The 18,537-nt window shown below is 33.9% G+C and carries 14 protein-coding genes; 4 read left to right on the forward strand and 10 right to left on the reverse strand.

Features of this window, described 5'->3' with window-relative positions; genetic code table 11:
* Nucleotides 1-195: 195 nt before the first annotated feature.
* From ACFCYN_RS13260 to ACFCYN_RS13275, 4 genes are all read left to right on the forward strand, one after another.
* The gene (locus tag ACFCYN_RS13260) at nt 196-2,421 is read left to right on the forward strand and encodes an alpha-galactosidase (RefSeq protein ID WP_375949753.1); all 2,226 of its coding nucleotides are present in this window, start codon (nt 196-198) and stop codon (nt 2,419-2,421) included.
* A gap of 206 nt (nt 2,422-2,627) precedes the next feature.
* Nucleotides 2,628-3,821 carry a COG4705 family protein gene (locus tag ACFCYN_RS13265; RefSeq protein ID WP_375949755.1) on the forward strand — a complete coding sequence of 398 codons (1,194 nt, stop codon included), beginning with the start codon at nt 2,628-2,630 and terminating at the stop codon, nt 3,819-3,821.
* A gap of 364 nt (nt 3,822-4,185) precedes the next feature.
* Entirely contained in the window at nt 4,186-4,734 is a 549-nt protein-coding gene (locus tag ACFCYN_RS13270; RefSeq protein WP_375949757.1) for a hypothetical protein, read from the forward strand.
* 102 nt (nt 4,735-4,836) lie between these two features.
* Entirely contained in the window at nt 4,837-5,148 is a 312-nt protein-coding gene (locus tag ACFCYN_RS13275; RefSeq protein ID WP_375949759.1) for a hypothetical protein, read from the forward strand.
* A 249-nt stretch (nt 5,149-5,397) separates the two neighbouring features.
* On the opposite strand, the gene ACFCYN_RS13280 is transcribed toward ACFCYN_RS13275, so the two are convergent.
* From ACFCYN_RS13280 to ACFCYN_RS13325, 10 genes are all read right to left on the reverse strand, one after another.
* Complete coding sequence (locus tag ACFCYN_RS13280) at nt 5,398-6,063, reverse strand: DUF2642 domain-containing protein (protein WP_172444999.1); 666 nt, start codon at nt 6,061-6,063, stop codon at nt 5,398-5,400.
* 26 nt (nt 6,064-6,089) lie between these two features.
* Entirely contained in the window at nt 6,090-7,427 is a 1,338-nt protein-coding gene (locus ACFCYN_RS13285) for an arsenic transporter (RefSeq protein WP_216854247.1), read from the reverse strand.
* Nucleotides 7,428-7,778: 351 nt separating this feature from the next.
* Nucleotides 7,779-8,300 carry a GNAT family N-acetyltransferase gene (locus ACFCYN_RS13290; RefSeq protein ID WP_172445001.1) on the reverse strand — a complete coding sequence of 174 codons (522 nt, stop codon included), beginning with the start codon at nt 8,298-8,300 and terminating at the stop codon, nt 7,779-7,781.
* A 270-nt stretch (nt 8,301-8,570) separates the two neighbouring features.
* On the reverse strand, nt 8,571-9,092 hold the full coding sequence (locus tag ACFCYN_RS13295) for a DUF2628 domain-containing protein (RefSeq protein ID WP_375949762.1): 522 nt from the start codon (nt 9,090-9,092) through the stop codon (nt 8,571-8,573).
* 191 nt (nt 9,093-9,283) lie between these two features.
* Nucleotides 9,284-9,709, reverse strand: a complete 426-nt coding sequence (locus tag ACFCYN_RS13300; RefSeq protein WP_172445003.1) for a VOC family protein — start codon at nt 9,707-9,709, stop codon at nt 9,284-9,286.
* Nucleotides 9,710-9,960: 251 nt separating this feature from the next.
* Nucleotides 9,961-10,443 (reverse strand): CcdC protein domain-containing protein, encoded by a 483-nt coding sequence (locus ACFCYN_RS13305; RefSeq protein WP_172445004.1) that lies wholly within the window; start codon nt 10,441-10,443, stop codon nt 9,961-9,963.
* A gap of 320 nt (nt 10,444-10,763) precedes the next feature.
* Nucleotides 10,764-12,362, reverse strand: a complete 1,599-nt coding sequence (locus ACFCYN_RS13310; protein ID WP_375949764.1) for a xylulokinase — start codon at nt 12,360-12,362, stop codon at nt 10,764-10,766.
* A gap of 42 nt (nt 12,363-12,404) precedes the next feature.
* Nucleotides 12,405-13,889, reverse strand: a complete 1,485-nt coding sequence (gene araA, locus ACFCYN_RS13315; RefSeq protein WP_375949766.1) for an L-arabinose isomerase — start codon at nt 13,887-13,889, stop codon at nt 12,405-12,407.
* A gap of 72 nt (nt 13,890-13,961) precedes the next feature.
* Nucleotides 13,962-14,657: an L-ribulose-5-phosphate 4-epimerase gene (gene araD, locus ACFCYN_RS13320; protein ID WP_172445007.1), complete on the reverse strand. Its 696-nt coding sequence runs from the start codon at nt 14,655-14,657 to the stop codon at nt 13,962-13,964.
* Nucleotides 14,658-14,754: 97 nt separating this feature from the next.
* Nucleotides 14,755-18,489: a CBM35 domain-containing protein gene (locus tag ACFCYN_RS13325; protein WP_375949769.1), complete on the reverse strand. Its 3,735-nt coding sequence runs from the start codon at nt 18,487-18,489 to the stop codon at nt 14,755-14,757.
* Nucleotides 18,490-18,537: the final 48 nt, after the last annotated feature.

An 18,537-nucleotide genomic window follows, 5' to 3' on the forward strand; every position in this document is an offset into this window, starting at 1 on the left:
TAATAAAACTCTAATATGAAATTCTCATGAAAATTAAGATAAAATTTCATTTAAATTTTTATTTTTCTTCGTAAAAATGTAAAAAATATTAATTTTTTAATAGTTTGTATCATAACAATTTGACAAAGTTAACTTTCAATATAGTTAATTACGTTTACTAGGAAAACATTAAATTTAAAACCTTGAGGTGTTATTATGCTTATTTTTGTAGATGAAGATCAAAAACAGTTTCATCTTACAAATGGAAAAATAAGTTATTTGTTTTATGTAATGAGAAACGGTCATCTAGGGTCATTATATTTTGGAAAGGCTATTGATATTCATTCTGATTTTTCTCAAATTCTAAATGATCATACCCCGACAACCTATACTTCTTATTATTCTGGTGACCGATCATTTAGTCTTGAAACGTTAAGACAGGAATACCCAGTCTATGGAACTTCTGATTATCGGGAACCTGCACTTAGTATCCGTCAGCTTAATGGAGACCATATTTCAAATTTTATCTATAAATACTATTCAATAACAAAAGGAAAACCCCTTTTACAAAGTTTACCAGCTACTTATACAGAGAATGAAGAAGATGCAGAAACCATTCAAATTGTCTTAGAAGATTCAATCCTTCATGCCGAACTTATATTATCCTATACAATTTTTAAAAATTTATCTGTCATTACTAGAAGTGCGTATATTTATAATCAATCGTTGCATCCATTTTATTTAGAACGATTTATGAGTGCATCCATTGATTTTCCTGACAAAGAATTCACTATGATTCAATTAAGTGGTACTTGGGCAAGAGAACGACATATAAAGGAACGAACTTTAGAACAAGGTACCCAAAGTATCTCTAGTATACGCGGGTCGAGTTCACATCAGCATAATCCATTTATTGCTCTTAAAAGAAAAGAAACAACAGAAACGCAAGGTGAGGTATATAGTTTTAACTTCATTTATAGTTCAAATTTTTTAGCCAATATAGAAGTCGATCAATATGATACAACAAGGGTATTAATGGGAATCCACCCATTTCGATTTACATGGAAACTATCTGAAAATGAACACTTCCAGTCACCTGAGGTCGTAATGGTATATTCTGAAAATGGTTTAAGCGGAATGAGTCAAACCTATCATGATCTATATCGCAACCATTTAATAAGAGGAAAATGGAAAAATGCTGATCGACCAATTTTAATTAATAATTGGGAAGCTACTTATTTCAATTTTAATGAAGAAATTCTTCTTAATTTAGCTAAAGATGCAAAGGAATTAGGAATTGAATTATTTGTCCTAGATGACGGATGGTTTGGGAAAAGGAATAATGCTTCTACCTCTTTAGGTGATTGGTATCCAAATTTTGCGAAATTCCCTAATGGTTTTAAAAATTTTGCACAAAAAATTAATGAACTAGGGTTAAAATTTGGACTTTGGTTTGAACCAGAAATGGTAAGTGCAAATAGTAATTTGTTCAAAAATCATTCTGATTGGATCATTAGTACACCAAATCGCCCAATTACACTAGGAAGAAATCAATTTGTATTAGACTTCTCAAAGACAGAGGTCATAGAGGAAATCTATCTTAAAATGGCCAGCATTATACGAGAAACAAATTTAGAATATATAAAATGGGATATGAATCGAAATATTACAGAAGCTTATTCAAGTTCACTAAATTCCGATCAACAAGATGAATTTTTCCATCGCTATATTTTAGGGGTTTATGATTTATTCGAACGATTAATCACTAAATTTCCAAATGTCTTATTCGAATCATGCGCTGGTGGTGGAGGACGATTTGATCCTGGTTTACTTTATTATGCCCCACAAGCTTGGGCTAGTGATAATACCGATCCAATCGAACGAATTAAAATACAGTATGGTACATCACTCCCCTATCCAATTTCAAGTATCGGTTCTCATATATCCGCATCGCCTAACCATCAAACTCAACGTTATACCCCATTATCAACGAGAGCAAATGTCGCCTTGTTCGGAACATTTGGTTACGAATTGAATCTATCTGTTCTTTCCGAAGCAGAAAAATTAGAAATTAAAAATCAAATTCTGTTTTATAAAGAACATCAATCATTAATCAGAAATGGTGATTTTTATCGTTTAATTAATCCGTTTAAAGGAAATGAAGCTGCTTGGATGATAGTTAGTAAAGACAAAAGCGAATCAATTATAGGCTGGTATAAAATACTTGCAACTCCAAATCCAGCTAAGTTTCCAAAATTAAAATTGGTCGGATTAGATCCAAATCTCAACTATTTAATAAGTGGCCAAAATCAAACTTTTTTTGGAAGTGAGTTAATGTACAATGGTATTCCGCTATCACCTGAATTCAACGGTCCTAACAAAAAGACTGCTAAACGATTCGGTGATTTCCAATCTGTGATTATATATTTAGTCAGTATTTAATAGAGTTAGCCAAAAAGAATCTTCACCGTGAAGATTCTTTTTGTTTAAAAAATGTAAGCTAAAGATCCGTCAGATCAATGTTCTATTAAAAGATTAAGGTGCTCTAAAAAATTTTTAATAAAATTGCCTGCATTTTCATTTTCCTTTCATAATTATTTGTGAATATATAAATGTAATTAAATAGATCAAATGAAAGGAATTTAATGATGGAGGAAAATAAAATTAATCTGAAAGCATTGCTTAACAAAGTACCTGAAGTAACAATTTATTTCTGGATTATCAAAATTTTATGTACAACTGTAGGAGAAACATTTGCTGATTTCCTGAATTTTAACCTTGGTTTAGGATTAGGGCTAACTACGATTATCATGGGCGTTGCATTTTTTATCTCACTATTTTTTCAGTTCAAAGCAAACAAATATTCTCCAAGTATTTATTGGATAACTGTTGTTCTAATCAGTGTATTTGGAACATTGGTAACTGACAACTTGACTGACGCAATGGGAGTACCTCTTGAGACGAGTACAATTGTTTTCTCCGTATTACTAGGATTAACGTTCCTATTTTGGTATCTTAGTGAAAAAACACTCTCTATTCACTCAATTTTCACAAGAAAAAGAGAAGTTTTCTATTGGCTTGCCATTCTTTTCACTTTTGCACTAGGAACTGCAGTTGGAGATTTATATTCAGAACAACTTGGGTTAGGGTACTTTAATACAGGATTAACAGTAATTATTGTTATTCTTTGCGTCTTTTTAGCCTGGAAGTTTTTGAAACTGGATGGGATGTTAGCTTTTTGGATTGCATATATACTAACTCGCCCACTTGGAGCATCTTTAGGGGATTACTTGTCCCAACCAAAAGTGAATGGTGGATTAGGGTTAGGTACTACAAATACAAGTATTATCTTTCTAGTCGCAATTTTAGCAATCATCGTTTTCCTTGCTGTTACAAAAATTGATATTTCAGCAAAAGATGAATACACAAAAACAAACAAAGTAACCGATCGTAAGAAAAATATAATGACACAAACTATTTTGGTACTATTTATTTTCTTAGCAGTTGGTATTGGAGGCTATGTTAAATTATCATCAAAAGCCGCAACTACTGAAACAACATTATCTGGCCAATTATCAGATTTTGTTACGATAGAAAATAATCTACTAACTGAAGTGAATACAAAGAACTTTACTACAGCTAAAAAAGATGCTGACAATTTGGAACATCAATGGGATCTATCAGAGGCTAAACTTAGAAAAATAGATGGAACCACATGGACTAAAATTGATGGCACAATCGATGTAGTATTAGCAACTGTTCGTACAACGAATCCAGATGCTAGCAAATGTAAAACTGTAATCAATCATTCGCTTAGTGTAATAGACGCTGCGAATAAATAAAAATCGTTTACGAAATTGGAGCAGAAATTTAAAAATTTTGTTTTTTATTAAAGTCTCTCCTCTTTCCATAAACATAATGATTAAGACACTAGTTTTTGAAGATCAACTTCAAAAGCTAGTGTCTTAATTTTTTTAAAAACCCCTTTTTCTACTTCGTTTCTCATAATAGTCAGCATTCGACTTCTTGTTTATTTTCTCCGTTCATTTAAAGATATTAGATATTTAAACGTTTTCTAGAATTGTACGACAATTTAGTTTAACAAGGATTTAATTAAATAGTATAGAAATATATATAGATTAGATATTTATTAAAACGTACTTAACGGGAAATTAATAATACTCCATCAAATAGGAGGAATGTGGCTTGAAGAAAAAATGGATAATTTCAGCATTGATAGTTCTCTCTTTATTTGGTTGTAACAATACGAAAAACGGTACTTTAAATACATCTAATTTAAAGAAAGTTGAACAATCAAAAGGAAATATCACTGAGGAACAATTAAAAACCTTACCAGTGAGGTATGAAGCGTCCTCATTAAAAGAAGGGTTAGATTCACTTCCTTTTAACGTAAAAATTCCGAATGATATTCCATTTGATGCTATGCCTTTTCGAATTTCTACAATTGATGATATTAAACACGATAGAAAAAAATTGAGAGTTGGTTTTACAACATTTTCAAAAGAAAAAGACGAAATGATTATCTTAACGATTACCGTTCACAATTTTGAAGTGGAGTATAGTGGTACCAGCGAGGAGGTTAAACTGTCAGGTGGAGTAATCGGTCACTATTATGGAAATTCGCTCACATTTGAAAAAAATGGTATTTATTACGAAATCGGATACAATAACAAGAATATATCATCTGAACAACATAGGAAAGACATGATCAAAATCGCAAACCAAATGCTATAAATTTTTAAATAGCAAAATAAGACCCATATTATAAAACAAGTTGTTTAACTAACATATGCGATTGGTTGAAGGATTAAAAGTTTTAAAAATAGGTGAAAACAATTGAAACTAAAGACATTTTATACGTTTATTTTATTACCATTAATCACACTGGGAGTAATTTACTTAAGGATAAAACATAAAATTACTACTAGTACATTCGGGTTAATTGGTCTATTTCTTGCAATTATTGGATATGTACGTATTCAATTTTTTGAAACTATGAAAACTGAAGAAAGACCAAACACTGACTTAGAAGACCATTTAAATCCTATCAAAAATAGGAAATATTATGTTGGTGGATTAGTAATGGTTTTAGGCGTTTTTTACTTTTTAATTTTGATTTTTAGCACTTTTGGGGAAATTAAAAATTAAATCAACTAGTTTTATGTAAAAGAAGTAGATTTCCATCTACTTCTTTTTTAATTCGCTTTCTTATATAATTGATTCTTATTTATCAACTCCAAACTTAATATAGTTATAAGTTAGAAATGTAAGATAATAATTTTTGAAATACATCCACATCATTTGTGATTAGGAAAACGGGAAGGAACATCAGTGTAATTACTGGAAGGAGATTAGCAATGAAAAGGAAGATAAATAATCTTTTTATGAATTTCATTGCTATGGAGTGTGATAAGATTTAATATGATTCAGCCTCAATAATGTTACCTCTCCACTTGCAGCTACTAATTCAATTACTCCTTCCTCCACTTTTTTGAGCAAACCAATTTTCATTGGATCAAGTCCGCCATCAAAAACGACAAATTTTCCTTGTTCTTTTTTTAATTGTGATTCAATTAAACGTGAAAATGGCATATTGGATGGATTTACTGGTAATATTTCGATTTCTGCGTTGTAGGGATTTGCATTATGGTTGTATGGTGTTAGCCATTTTAAATGAGATAACGAGATATATAACATTTTAAAAACTGGTGAATAAAACACGATATAGTCACTTAATACGTTTGTAATATATCCATGAAATGTGATGTTTCCAGTTACATAAATTTCTGCAAAAATTCCTTTTGCATTCATTAATATTTTTCGATAAGATACTGTGCCTATGTCTTCAGCAATTGAAGGGTTAACTGGATGATCGATCTTATCTTTAAAGTTGTTACTAAGATTAACCCTGTGGACATGAAACCATGGAATATAATAATATTTCTGACCGTTATATAAAACTAATACGTCTTTTCCATAATCAGTTAGAATGCCTTCAAAATAATTCTCTCCTGATAATTGGACATAAACTTTTTCACCAAGCAATGATTGTACATTACTCAATTATATTTCCTCCTTTATTCTTTAAATTAAGCAAATACTAATTGCACCCAATAATATAGTAGAAACAGCGAAACAATTGTTGTTAATGGGATTACGATTATTGATACATTTAGATAATCCTTCCATTTTACTTTAATATTATTTTGTTTTAATATGTGCATCCATATTAGAGATGCTAAAGTACCTACTGGAAGTAATAATGAACCAATATCACTACCGATTATATTAGCTAGATAAATAGTCTTTAACGTTATTGGATCAAGACCCATTTCTGTCAGTGTAATCGTTCCAACCATCAGTGCTGGATGATTATTAAACAAATTCGATAGGATTGATACTAGTCCACCCATAATAAAACTTGCTTGTAATAATCCTTGATTTACGATTGGTTCACAGAATTTTACTAAGGCTTCAGTTAAACCAGCATTATGCAGTCCGTAAATAATCACATACATCGAAAATGCAAAGACTAAAATATGCCAAGGTGTCTTCTTTAAAATATCTACAGGGCTTGTCCGTAAGTGATACCATCTCCAAGCCAATAAGACGAGTGAACCTAAAACTGCTACATATTGAATCGGTATTCCCATAAATGAAGCGACGAATAATAAGCAACGCATTAGGAACACAAATCCTAATACCTTTAACATAAATTTTGTTCTTTTTTGTTTTGTTTCTACTGACATTTTTCCTTTTAAAGGATGAAAGTTTTTAATAAAAAAAGACTCTTCAATATCATCGGTAGACACTGGTAATCGTTTTGGTAATTTATTTCTTAATACCATGTACATTAGCCATGACATAAAAAGTAATCCTGTACTTGCAGGGACAAACATCATAGCTGTGTGCATATAGAGAGTCATATGAACAATTTTTAAAGCGATTAAGTTTACGATATTACTTACACCAATCGGAGCACTTGAAGCTGTAGCAATTAATGCGCCACTGAGAAGATATGGGATTTGTTGATGTGGTTTTAATCGTAGGTTTTTTAATAGAAGAATTAAAATCGGAGTTGTTATTAAGATACTGCCGTCATTATTGAAGAGTAATGTCATTAAAAAGCAAAGTAGCTGGATATACCAATATAATCTGCGCCCTGACCCTTTTGCTAAACTTGCAAGCCTAGCTGCAGACCAATGGAAAAATCCAAAGCTTTCTAAAATAATCGCCATGACAATCGTTGCAATGATGGTAATCGATGCTTCACCAATTTTGTGTACAATATCGATTAAATTACTTTTTGTCACAATCCCAGTTAGTAAAATGATGACTGCCCCAATTGCAGCAGGCCATGCTTCATTTATTCCTTTTGGTCTCCAAAAAATGATTGCCATTGTTAAAAGAAATACACTAGCACTCATTAGAATTTCAAAATTCAATAAAACTCACCTTCTTTTAAAATATTTTTCAATAGAACTTGTCCATTTGTTATATTATTATTCAAATATAACATTCATGTTTTAGGTTATTTCATTAAATTATGAAAGATAGTTGTTTTACCTATATAATTCAAATGTCCCGTAAAGATAAATGACTATCGTGGCATTTGTCCAATGTAGTTGGGAGATTATCCGCTTTTACTATATAAATGAAAATAAAAAAGAGAAGCTCTCAATAAAGAGCTTCTCAGAATGTTTAAATATATATTAGTCAATAGTTAAAATGTTACTAATTGTTGGAAGAACAAATTCTTCATAAAAGAATTCTTATATTCAAAACTTTGCTAATACATTTTCAATATCTTTCCATTCGTAAACTAGAAGATTCAATTCTTTCCCTGCCATATTTATCTTTTCAGATTTCAATAACTCAGCCCCATAATACTCGTAAAAATATCGGGTTTTATTGTCTTCTAACACTTCAACGAATACACTATTAAAATTTAATTCTTTAAATTGATTAAAAAGTTGCTTTAATAATTGCTTTCCAATTCCTGTTCCTTGATATTCTTCAAGTAGATAAATAGAAGTTAAGTCACCCGAATGTTCAACTTTATTCTTTTCTCTTTTACCGCATGTCCCAAAACCAATAATTTCTCCCTCATTATTTTCTGCTACATAAATAAAATTTCTTTTATTAGAAAAATTTTGATTCCATATATCAGTTCTTTGATCATATGATAGGCTTTGTAAAAAATGATCTGGTATTATGTTTCTATAAGTAGTTCTCCAACTATCGACGTGTACCTTAGCTATTCCTTTTGCATCATTTAGATTAGCTTTTCTAATATTCATTTAATCCACCTCAAACTTTAGAATTAAATATATATATTACAGTTAACACTTGGATAGTCCTTCTATTATTCCATATTCCTCCAGTTCGCACAAAAATAGACTACCTAAGTAGTCTACCGCCGTTCTGTTAACTTTTGCTAGATTTTATAGAATGCTTCAGCTAATAATTATTACATCTATCGTGAGGAACATGGCTTAAAAATTTAAAATGTGTACATTCATTGGTAATCTATCTGTTTTTTTCAGCTTTAGAAAGCCGTTAAATGATTTTCATTTATTCCATTGGTACTCAATAAGGGAGAGTACCGTTATGATAGCGATTGTGAGCACAATTACAAGTGCTACTGATTTACCACTTGTACCACCAACACGTTCATATTCGGCGTTTTTTTCTTGTGCTGAAATTGATGTTCTTTTAATTGCATCAATTTTCTTCGCAGCATGAGCGAAATACATCGCGTTGCCGTACATTCCGAGGAGAACACTGATGATTAAATTCACAAAGCGGTCTAATGCACTCACCTGGCTAAACAATAAATCGGACAGGATATAATAAGCAAAATAAATACTGACCCATCCCCACATCTTACGGTACGCCATCCAGTACACACCTAAAAAGAAACTTGCCCAGTTCCAACTCAATTGTTTGTGTTCCTGTGCGTAATCATAGTCAGATTGCGAAAAAATTCTTAAACGATTTGCGTACACATTCGAATTGTTGCCTGCAAACTGCCAAAATCGTTCGACATCATTTGTGTCCGTTATATTACTTGTTTGATCTTGTTCTGACATAGATATTTCTCCCTTCTTTAATTAATAATATGAAAGACAAAATTGTTTATGAAAATAGTTTTTTGAATTATCTGAATATTACTTACTTCCATCGAGGCATTCGAAATTTGAGTCTAAAACGTTTGGGTATTTATTTTGGATTCAAAACAAAAAAAGATCTTCGAATTTGAAGATCTTCTTTATAGACTATTTTATTGAGCTGGTATAGTTGAAATCTGCCATGTAACACCAAATTTATCTACTACTTGTCCGTATAAGGGACTCCAAAAAGTTTCGTGTAGTGATATGATGACTTTCCCACCATCTTGTAATTTGCCGAATACTTCTTTCGTTGTTTCGACGTCAGTAATTGATAGTGCTAAAGAGGTTTGATCGCCAATTTGATAAGGTAGACCTGTAAATGTGTCAGAGATCATTAAATCTGTTGAACCAACTTTGAGATGTGCATGTAAAATGCGGTTTTTCTCTTCGTCAGTTAGATTTGTATTTTCTTCCCCAGGCATGTCTCCAAATCTTTGAAGCACAAGGGTCTTTGTATTGAATGCATGTTCATAAAATGAAACAGCTTCCTGTCCATTTCCATTCAATATTAAATAAGGGCTGATACCTAAAATCATAAGAAACACCTCTTTTAAAATTTTGAACTAACCTCTACATAGAGTTTCCATTTCTATATTTTCTACTTTAAGTCCTTAATTCCTTTAAATTTTAAAGTGGGTTATTTTAGTCTTGGTTTAATGCCTCACTGAGTTTTAAATGCTAGAAATTAACTATCCTTTACACTTCCATTTACTCTGATACACCTTTAACAGAAAGGATTTCGCTTTGATTCGCAAATAAATATAGTTATATCGTATTAGAATTTATTCTAATGGGATTCTTTATTTTTTTTATTATATATTCCTCGAAACTTAAGAAATGAAACAATTCTCCAAGGGATAATATATGCGATTGCTATAGTTATAAACAGTGCTGCCACAGTCTCTGCGCCAAGATTCTTTAAATAATCGCGGAGTACAAACCGGATAATAAAGATCATTACAAAGAAGACGATGAAACTTTTATTCTTTGTAGCGTATATATGTTGATCGGATCGGAGCTCATAGTTAGTCGTCCAAATAAGTGGAATAGATAAAATAAATCCAAATAATAGTGCACAAATCCATTCCCAGAAAGCAGCATGAACCGCTGGATTCAAAATAATGGGAATACTAGGTATCAGTATATAGAATATTGGGAGGAGTAGACGAACTCCATTTCCTTTAATTGGGCGATACATCGCTCTCGTTCTACGCCATAAAACTAATGCAGCAATCACAATAACAATCATGTAAAAAGAAGAAGCATTCATAATTTCACTCCCATAATTTAACATTAAACATTTATGTATATTCTTTAGTTAACTAGTTAAGAAGTATAAAAGAAATAGATGAATTACTAATGGTAATTTATAAAAAACTCATTGAATAGTTGTTCACTAGGAGATTTCTCCATTTTTATCTCTCAACTACTACTTCTATTGTTTTAGTATAAAATTAATTTTTTAATCCTTTAGCGAATTTATCTACTATAATATTGATTAGCGAATTTTTATCTTTTCTCTATTTCTTCTTTTTAACCAATAAAAAACCCCCAACACAAATAGCGTCAAGGGGTAAGATTTCTCATTCATTATTTAAGAAAATCTATTGCTGCTCTTTCGATTTCCAAACCATTAATGTAACGTTCCATAAATAACTCAAATCCTTCTACATCTTTTGGATCAGGAGATATTGATTTCCCTACTTTTTCTATAAATACTTGCTGGTTTAAATATTCTTCCAATAATTCGTTGCCTGATTTGTTGAGCATATAAGATGCTAGCAGTGCAATCCCCCATGCTCCTCCCTCTCCTGCTGTTTCCATTACCGATACTGGAACATTAAGAGCGGCGGCCATGATGCTTTGTCCTACACCTTCCGTTTTAAACAAACCACCGTGACCTAGTATTTCATCTAGTTTCACTTCTTCTTGTTTGAGAAGAATATCCATCCCAATCTTCAGTGCACCTAAGGCTGTATATAGATGAACACGCATGAAATTAGCCAGATTGAAATTGCTATTTGAAGAACGTACAAACAATGGACGCCCCTCTTCGAAGTGAGTCATATGTTCACCTGAAAAGTAACCATAAGCAAGTAAACCGCCACAATCCGGATCTCCTTGAAGAGCTAAGTTATAGAGAGTTTCATATAATTTATTTCCATCAACTTCCATCCCTATTACTTTTGAGAATTCATCAAACAGGCTGGTCCATGCATTTAAATCTGAAGTGCAGTTATTAGAATGAGCCATGGCTACCAAATTACCACTAGGTGTCGTGACTAGGTCAATTTCAGGATATACTTTGGACAACTCATTTTCTAATACTACCATTGCAAATACAGAAGTTCCCGCTGATACATTGCCGGTTCGCTTAGCTACACTGTTTGTTGCGACCATACCAGTACCTGCATCACCTTCTGGCGGACAAAATGGAATACCAGGCTGAAGTTCTCCAGTAACATCTAGAAGCTTTGCACCTTCTTTTGTAAGATAACCTGCATATTCGCCTGCAACCAACACCTTGGGCAGAATCTCTTCTAGTTTCCAAGGTAAATTATGTGCTGCAATCAAATCATTGAATTGATCAATCATTCTTTGATTATAGTTTCTAGTATTCAAGTCAATTGGAAATACACCTGAAGCTTCACCAATTCCTAGCACTTTCTGTCCTGTCAATTTCCAATGGATATAACCAGCAAGAGTAGTCTGAAAGGTAATATCTGCTAAATGTTCTTCCTGATTCAAAATTGCTTGATATAGATGTGCGATACTCCAGCGCTGAGGAATTTGATAGTTAAATAACTCTGTTAGCACTTTTGACGCATGTTCGGTAATATTGTTACGCCAAGTACGAAATGGTACTAAAAGTTCTGCATCTTGGTCAGACGCCATATATCCATGCATCATTCCACTAAAGCCAATAGCTTCTACTTTTTGTAAGGTGACTCCGAATTGGCGTTTTACTTCATCAGCCAACTTTTTATAGCTGTTTTGTACACCCTTCCAAATATCCTCTTCACTATAGGTCCATATATTGTTGATATAACTATTTTCCCAATCATGACTACCCGAAGCAATCGGTACATGATCTTCTCCAATGAGCACTGCCTTAATTCGAGTTGAACCAAGTTCTATTCCAAGAACTGTTTTACCACTTTGAATGGCGTCTCTTCGATCGAGACTCATCTTACTCACCTCAAGCCCTAGAATTTATGCAAATCTATTAATCTATCTGTAAATAACATCGTTCCAACGTAATTCATTATTGAATGCCTCTGTTTTAGTATCTTTGTTAATTACAACCATCTCTATTCCAGTAAGTTCAGCGAAATCTCTCAGCTGTTCAGTCGTTACTTTGAAAGAAAAGCTAGTATGGTGCGCTCCTCCGGCTTGAATCCAATTTTCAACCGCTTGATTTAAGCTGGGTTCGGTTTTCCATAACACTCTTGCAACTGGAAGATTTGGCATCTCTATTTCTGGTTGAACTGCTTCAACCTCATTAACTAGTAATCGAAAGCGATGTCCAAGGTCAATGATCGTTGCATTTAATGCGCTACCGCCTCTCCCATCAAATACAATTCGAGCTGGATCTTCTTTGCCACCAATTCCAAGTGGATGGACCTCAATTTTTGGACGAGTTGCTGAGATTGAAGGGCAGACTTCAAGCATATGCGCACCAAGAACCATTTCATTTCCCGGTTCAAAATGATAGGTGTAGTCTTCCATAAATGATGTCCCTTCATTTCCTGCTATAATTTTCATCAATCTTACAAGTGCTGCCGTCTTCCAGTCACCTTCACCTGCAAAACCGTATCCTTGTTCCATCAAACGTTGAACAGCAAGACCTGGAAGTTGTTTCATGCCATGCAAGTCTTCAAAAGTTGTCGTAAATGCAGTATATCCGCCTTCTGCAAGAAAATTCTTCATCCCTAGTTCAATTCTAGCTTGATAACGGATTGAATCTCGGATTGGACTATCACTCAGCCCTTCAGGCGTAATGTCATATTGCTGCTCATATTCAGCCATTAACTGGTCAATTTCAGGTCCGGTTACATCATTCATTCGCTGAACGAGGTCTCCCACTCCATATCCATTCACAGTCCACCCAAGCTTGATTTGTGCTTCAATCTTATCACCCTCGGTTACTGCAACTTGACGCATATTATCACCAAATCTTGCAATTTTAAGATTTTTACTTTCCTCAAATCCTGCTGCAGTTCTCATCCAGCTGCCAATTCGTTCTCTTACTGTTGGATTCTCCCAATGGCCCATAATAACTTTACGCTTAATATTCATGCGAGCTGTGATAAAACCATGTTCGCGGTCTCCATGCGCGGCCTGATTCAAGTTCATGAAATCCATATCAATTGTATCCCATGGTATATCTCTATTAAATTGCGTGGCTAAGTGTAGATATGGCTTTTGAAGTGAAGAAAGACCCGCAATCCACATTTTAGATGGTGAAAAAGTGTGCATCCACGTAATGATTCCAGCACAATTTTGATCAGCATTTGCTTCTAACATTAATTTACGGATTGATTCTGAATCTTTTAATACTGTTTTAAAAAGTACTTTATATTGGATACGAGAATCATCGTCCAGCCCATTTACAATCGCTTTAGAATTCTCCTCCACTTGACGAAGTACATCTTCTCCATACAATAATTGACTTCCAGTTACAAACCAAAATTCATAGTTTTTTGTAGATAACAATGTAAATCCTCCTAAGTAAATAAAAGATCGTAATCTAAAAAAATAGGTTAAGTTAAACTAAACTCCTCTGCATTACTTTTGGCCATAATAGGCATTTGCACCATGCTTACGAAGATAATGCTTATCAAGAAGAAATTGGTCAATCGCCTTTATTTGAGGGTTCAGTATATAAGTATTTAACGCCATTTTTGCTACTTCTTCTAAAACCACGGCATTATGTACCGCTTCGTAAGCATTTTTTCCCCAACTAAATGGAGCGTGACCAGATAGTAAAATACCTGGTACTGCCACAGGGTCAAGCCCTTCTTTTTTGAAGGTTTCAATAATAACGTTTCCTGTTTCACGCTCATATCCACGGTCAATTTCCTCCCTTGTCAACGTACGAGAACATGGAATATCTCCATAGAAATAATCCGCATGAGTTGTACCAAGTGCAGGAATTTTCCTCCCTGCTTGGGCCCAACTTGTAGCCGCCGGAGAGTGAGTATGCACAATTCCACCTATTTGAGGAAATGCACGGTATAAGGCAAGATGAGTTGGTGTGTCAGAAGAAGGTCTTAAGGATCCTTCAACTATATTTCCGTATAAATCTAAGACAACAAGATCATCTATTTGTAGCTCGTCATATGGTACACCACTGGGTTTAATGACAACCAATCCTGTTTCATGATCAATTCCACTCACATTTCCCCAAGTAAAAGTGACTAAACCATGTTTTGGAAGCTGAAGATTCGCTTCCAAAACATCTTTTTTTAATCTTTCTAACATGATGTCTCCTCCTTTGGATTAGGCAAATTTCGCCACAATCAAAGTGATTTTAAAGACGGGAGTTTCAGATTTACTTACTAGATTGAAATTTTCATATCTACTTAATATAGAACTCAAGTTCAGCAACATTGCCATACCCGCCATCAGGGCTAACATATCGAATATAGCGATAAGCTGTTTCGCCTGATAATTCTGCTACATTCCATCCAAGCTCAGGTGTTGAAGAAATCGTGTATAGATCAACAAAACCTTCAGTCTGTGATATGTTTGAGCCTTGAATTTTTCCTCCTACCATTCTTCCTGTATAGCCTGCACGCGGATAGTAACGTATTTCTTTTACCACACTTTGATTACCTGATCCTAAGTCAATTCCTGTATAGCCACCATTTGCTTGACTAAAGTCATAGAAAGTATTGATATTTCCATCAAATGCCTTATCAAATTCCCCGCCTGGTGCCCATGGAGGATTTTTTCCAAATGGCACTCCTGTTACTTGAGCTAGCTGATTTGTAATATTTACGACCATTTCACTTACAACTCCAGATCCATCCGCTGCCGTAGCTACAACTTTCACTTGACCATTTTTACCTACTTTATTTGCAGATAACAATCCATCCGAAGAGATCGTAGCTAATTCAGTTTCTGAACCATTTAAATTAAATACGGACCACTTAACACTCTGCTCAGCATTTGCAGGAATAACCTGTGCTTCCAGTTGCAATGTGCCACGATTTGTCGTAATTGTTTTCTCTCCATTTTTTCCGGTCAAACTAATTTTAGATACATTATCATAAAGATCAATCGAATTAACGCTGTCCTCAATAGTAACTGAATCTCCATTACTTTTTCCTAAAGTTATATTCGATGATGAAATATAGGTCGTTAACTTTTCATTTACCTTAGCTTTCATATTGATTTTTACTAGATCACTCACTTGTTTAAAATGTCCTGGTGCGCCTTCTAGTACAATATCCACTACTCCTGGCTCGACTGATTTCTTAGTTGTAACCTTAATTTTGCTACTTAGAGATTCAGCTGAAACAAAATCCATTGTTTCAGAATCATAGTTTAGTTGCATCTTAAATGAGTGAATATTATCTTCTAAATCGTTAAGCGAATAAGTAAGATTAAACGAATTATTTACTTTTACTGAATTCGGTCCTTTTACCGATAATGTCGTATCAGTTGTTTCTGGTGCTGCAATCTCAATTTTATCAATATTCGGTGCATATTGTTCATAATCCGGTGACTCCGTATCGTTATAGAATCGAATAGTGTTAGTACCTTTTTTAAGATTTACCTCCAAAACAATCGATTTAAATGTTTCCCAACTATACGTACTTCTAAAGTAAGTCTTTTCTCCAGATCCACCATTAACGCTTATGTTTGCATGTCTTTCAACTACGTTTGCATTATAATCATGATTACCTTTTTGTTCATTATTTGCATAGTGAACAATCAACTTATATTTTCCACTTTTTGGAACGACAATTTCATTAAACTGAAGATAATTATTGGCACCTTTTCCGATTAAACCAACATATTTATTCCCTGAAGCATATGCGCTTTCTTGTACATTAGCTGTGCCAGCAACAGTATTACTCGTTTTTTCAGCCTCGATAACTTGAATTAATCCCTCAGTATCCTTAGGTGCCGCTTTTACCTCTAGATTATCGATATTTAAATTACCTTTTACATTCTTTAATTCTATTAAGTTAATTCCAGCTTTTAGATAGCGAATTTCTGAATGAGTATTCCAATCATCTTCTGAATTTGTACGTTCTAACTTAATATCCTTCACTTTGTTTCGGTCGACATAGTATTCCACACTGCTGTTTGCACTGTCTGTTGAGTACTTAAAATTCGCCTCATAATATCCATTTTTTTCTACATTCACGACAAACATAACGCCTGAATGATCATCTTTTGAAAAATCAACATAACCAGTGCCACTATATTGATCAAGTTTTGAGTTTACTATTCCATCTGTTTCAGCATATTCCGCCTCGTACAAATCAGCTTTTGGAGCTAAAACCCCTGCATACTTACCAACTCGTGTAATGTCAATTCGGTCTAGAAGAGCTACTCTCGTTAAAAGGCCATCCTGCATGACGGGCATTCCAGAGAACGTTAGTGTATGTTCACCAGCTTTTAAGTCTAAATATACCTTTTTGATGCCTATAAATTTAAAGCCAATATTAGCTGGATAAACAATTTCGGTTGCATCTCCGTTATCAACCTTAAACGCGTGTTTCGCAGTTTTTCGTCGATCGGCAATCGCTGCTTCAGGGCCTAGTGGACCGTTTCCATAATAAACATCCATTAAATATTTTCCATCTTCAGGTACATTGACTGTAAATTTCACACTGCTATTTTCATCATCAATGCCTCCAACTTGTTTCCCACCAGAAGTCGGCCATTCTATATATGCGCTGCTATTACCTAAATCATATACACTTGCTTTTCCACTAAGCTTTGCATTTTCTGCTTCATAGATTTTTTTCCATGGCTGTTTCGGATAGGTTGTTTTTGCTGTTGCAGGAGTGACAATCGCTTTATATGCAGACATATTGTTCATATTTGAGACAGGAACGATTACTTTACCATCAACAACTGGATAATCTTTTTCTTGTACGACTACTGGATTACCTGCAGCACCATCAAATCCAGTCCAAGCACTTTCCCAAATCGTTACATGTACTGAATTACCAAATTCTTGGTGCTTATTAAGCCCTTTTAACACAAGATCAGCACTACCATTAGTACCTCCAAAAACGACTTGAGATTGCTTTTTCGATTGGTCAATTGTTGCAATTCCTTCTAATCCCATTTCGTTAACATTTGGAGGAGTTACTTCAACCGATTGTTTTCCCTTCATTTCCGCGGTCCATTTATAAAGCCACCAAGCTCCATTAACTTGATTATTTCCTACAACCAAGTCATTTAAATTGTCAGCCATATGCCAATATGGAAGTTCTCCATATACTTTACTTCTTTCAAACTTTGCAAGAAATTGCAAAAGTACGCCTTGATTAGATGGATCTCTCGGACGAGCATATTCATTAATATTAATTTCAAGCGGTCCTATTCCTAAGTCTTTTTCGATTGAACGAAAATCATTATATCTGGAGTTCCATCCTGAGAAGAAATTATCTCCTAGTTCATGCCAAGTTACGATATCAGGTAAAACATTATTTTCTTTAGCAAATTTGAAGAAATTATGATAAACAGTGGAGTTATAGCTAGCAAAGTTTGGTCCTGCAATCTTGGCATCTGGATGAAGTGATTTTATTTTCTCAACGACAGTTTTCCAATCTGAGAAAAAACGTGCTTGTGCATCAGCATTCATTCCGCCATACCAAATTTGATCTGGTTCATTGAACGGTACATAAACAAATGTATTTTTATTTGGATTCTCAACAACTTTTTTCACAATCGTTTCGACTTTATTCACATAATCTGGTATACCAGTAAATTCGTATGGCCACTTTTCATAATAATCCTGCAAGTAGATTTGTATTTGTTGACCTCCCGCTTCAAGGAAATAGTCTGAAATCTTTAAAGCATCACCATTTGGATGTTGCAACCCATCTGGGGCTTTTTGAACTGCTGCATTTGGCTTAAGCGGGATAATCGTGTTAATGTCAGGAACATTTGGTTCACTCATACCATATAAGAAACCAGCTCCTCCGTTTAACATCTTTCCAGTTTCTTTCGATAAATCAACTTCTAGCTGTGGGTCGGCTGCTGCAGAGGTCTTTCCCGGTGCAAAGCTAATTCCGCTGCAAATTAAGATTGTACAAAAAAGACAGGTAACGATTTTTTTTAACATTCATTTGTCTCCCTTTTTATTATTTTTACAATCTAGATCTCCACGGTG

The organism is Gottfriedia sp. NPDC056225 (assembly GCF_042267765.1).
Taxonomy (GTDB): Bacteria; Bacillota; Bacilli; order Bacillales; family Bacillaceae_G; genus Gottfriedia.

What these genes read in the sequence shown, in the direction of transcription:
- ACFCYN_RS13260 (WP_375949753.1), top strand. Translation starts at nt 196, where the DNA reads ATGCTTATTTTTGTAGATGAAGATCAAAAACAGTTTCATCTTACAAAT.
- ACFCYN_RS13265 (WP_375949755.1), top strand. Translation starts at nt 2,628, where the DNA reads ATGGAGGAAAATAAAATTAATCTGAAAGCATTGCTTAACAAAGTACCT.
- ACFCYN_RS13285 (WP_216854247.1), bottom strand. Translation starts at nt 7,427, where the DNA reads ATGAGTGCTAGTGTATTTCTTTTAACAATGGCAATCATTTTTTGGAGA.
- ACFCYN_RS13290 (WP_172445001.1), bottom strand. Translation starts at nt 8,300, where the DNA reads ATGAATATTAGAAAAGCTAATCTAAATGATGCAAAAGGAATAGCTAAG.
- ACFCYN_RS13295 (WP_375949762.1), bottom strand. Translation starts at nt 9,092, where the DNA reads ATGTCAGAACAAGATCAAACAAGTAATATAACGGACACAAATGATGTC.
- ACFCYN_RS13300 (WP_172445003.1), bottom strand. Translation starts at nt 9,709, where the DNA reads ATGATTTTAGGTATCAGCCCTTATTTAATATTGAATGGAAATGGACAG.
- ACFCYN_RS13305 (WP_172445004.1), bottom strand. Translation starts at nt 10,443, where the DNA reads ATGAATGCTTCTTCTTTTTACATGATTGTTATTGTGATTGCTGCATTA.
- ACFCYN_RS13310 (WP_375949764.1), bottom strand. Translation starts at nt 12,362, where the DNA reads ATGAGTCTCGATCGAAGAGACGCCATTCAAAGTGGTAAAACAGTTCTT.
- araD (WP_172445007.1), bottom strand. Translation starts at nt 14,657, where the DNA reads ATGTTAGAAAGATTAAAAAAAGATGTTTTGGAAGCGAATCTTCAGCTT.
- ACFCYN_RS13325 (WP_375949769.1), bottom strand. Translation starts at nt 18,489, where the DNA reads ATGTTAAAAAAAATCGTTACCTGTCTTTTTTGTACAATCTTAATTTGC.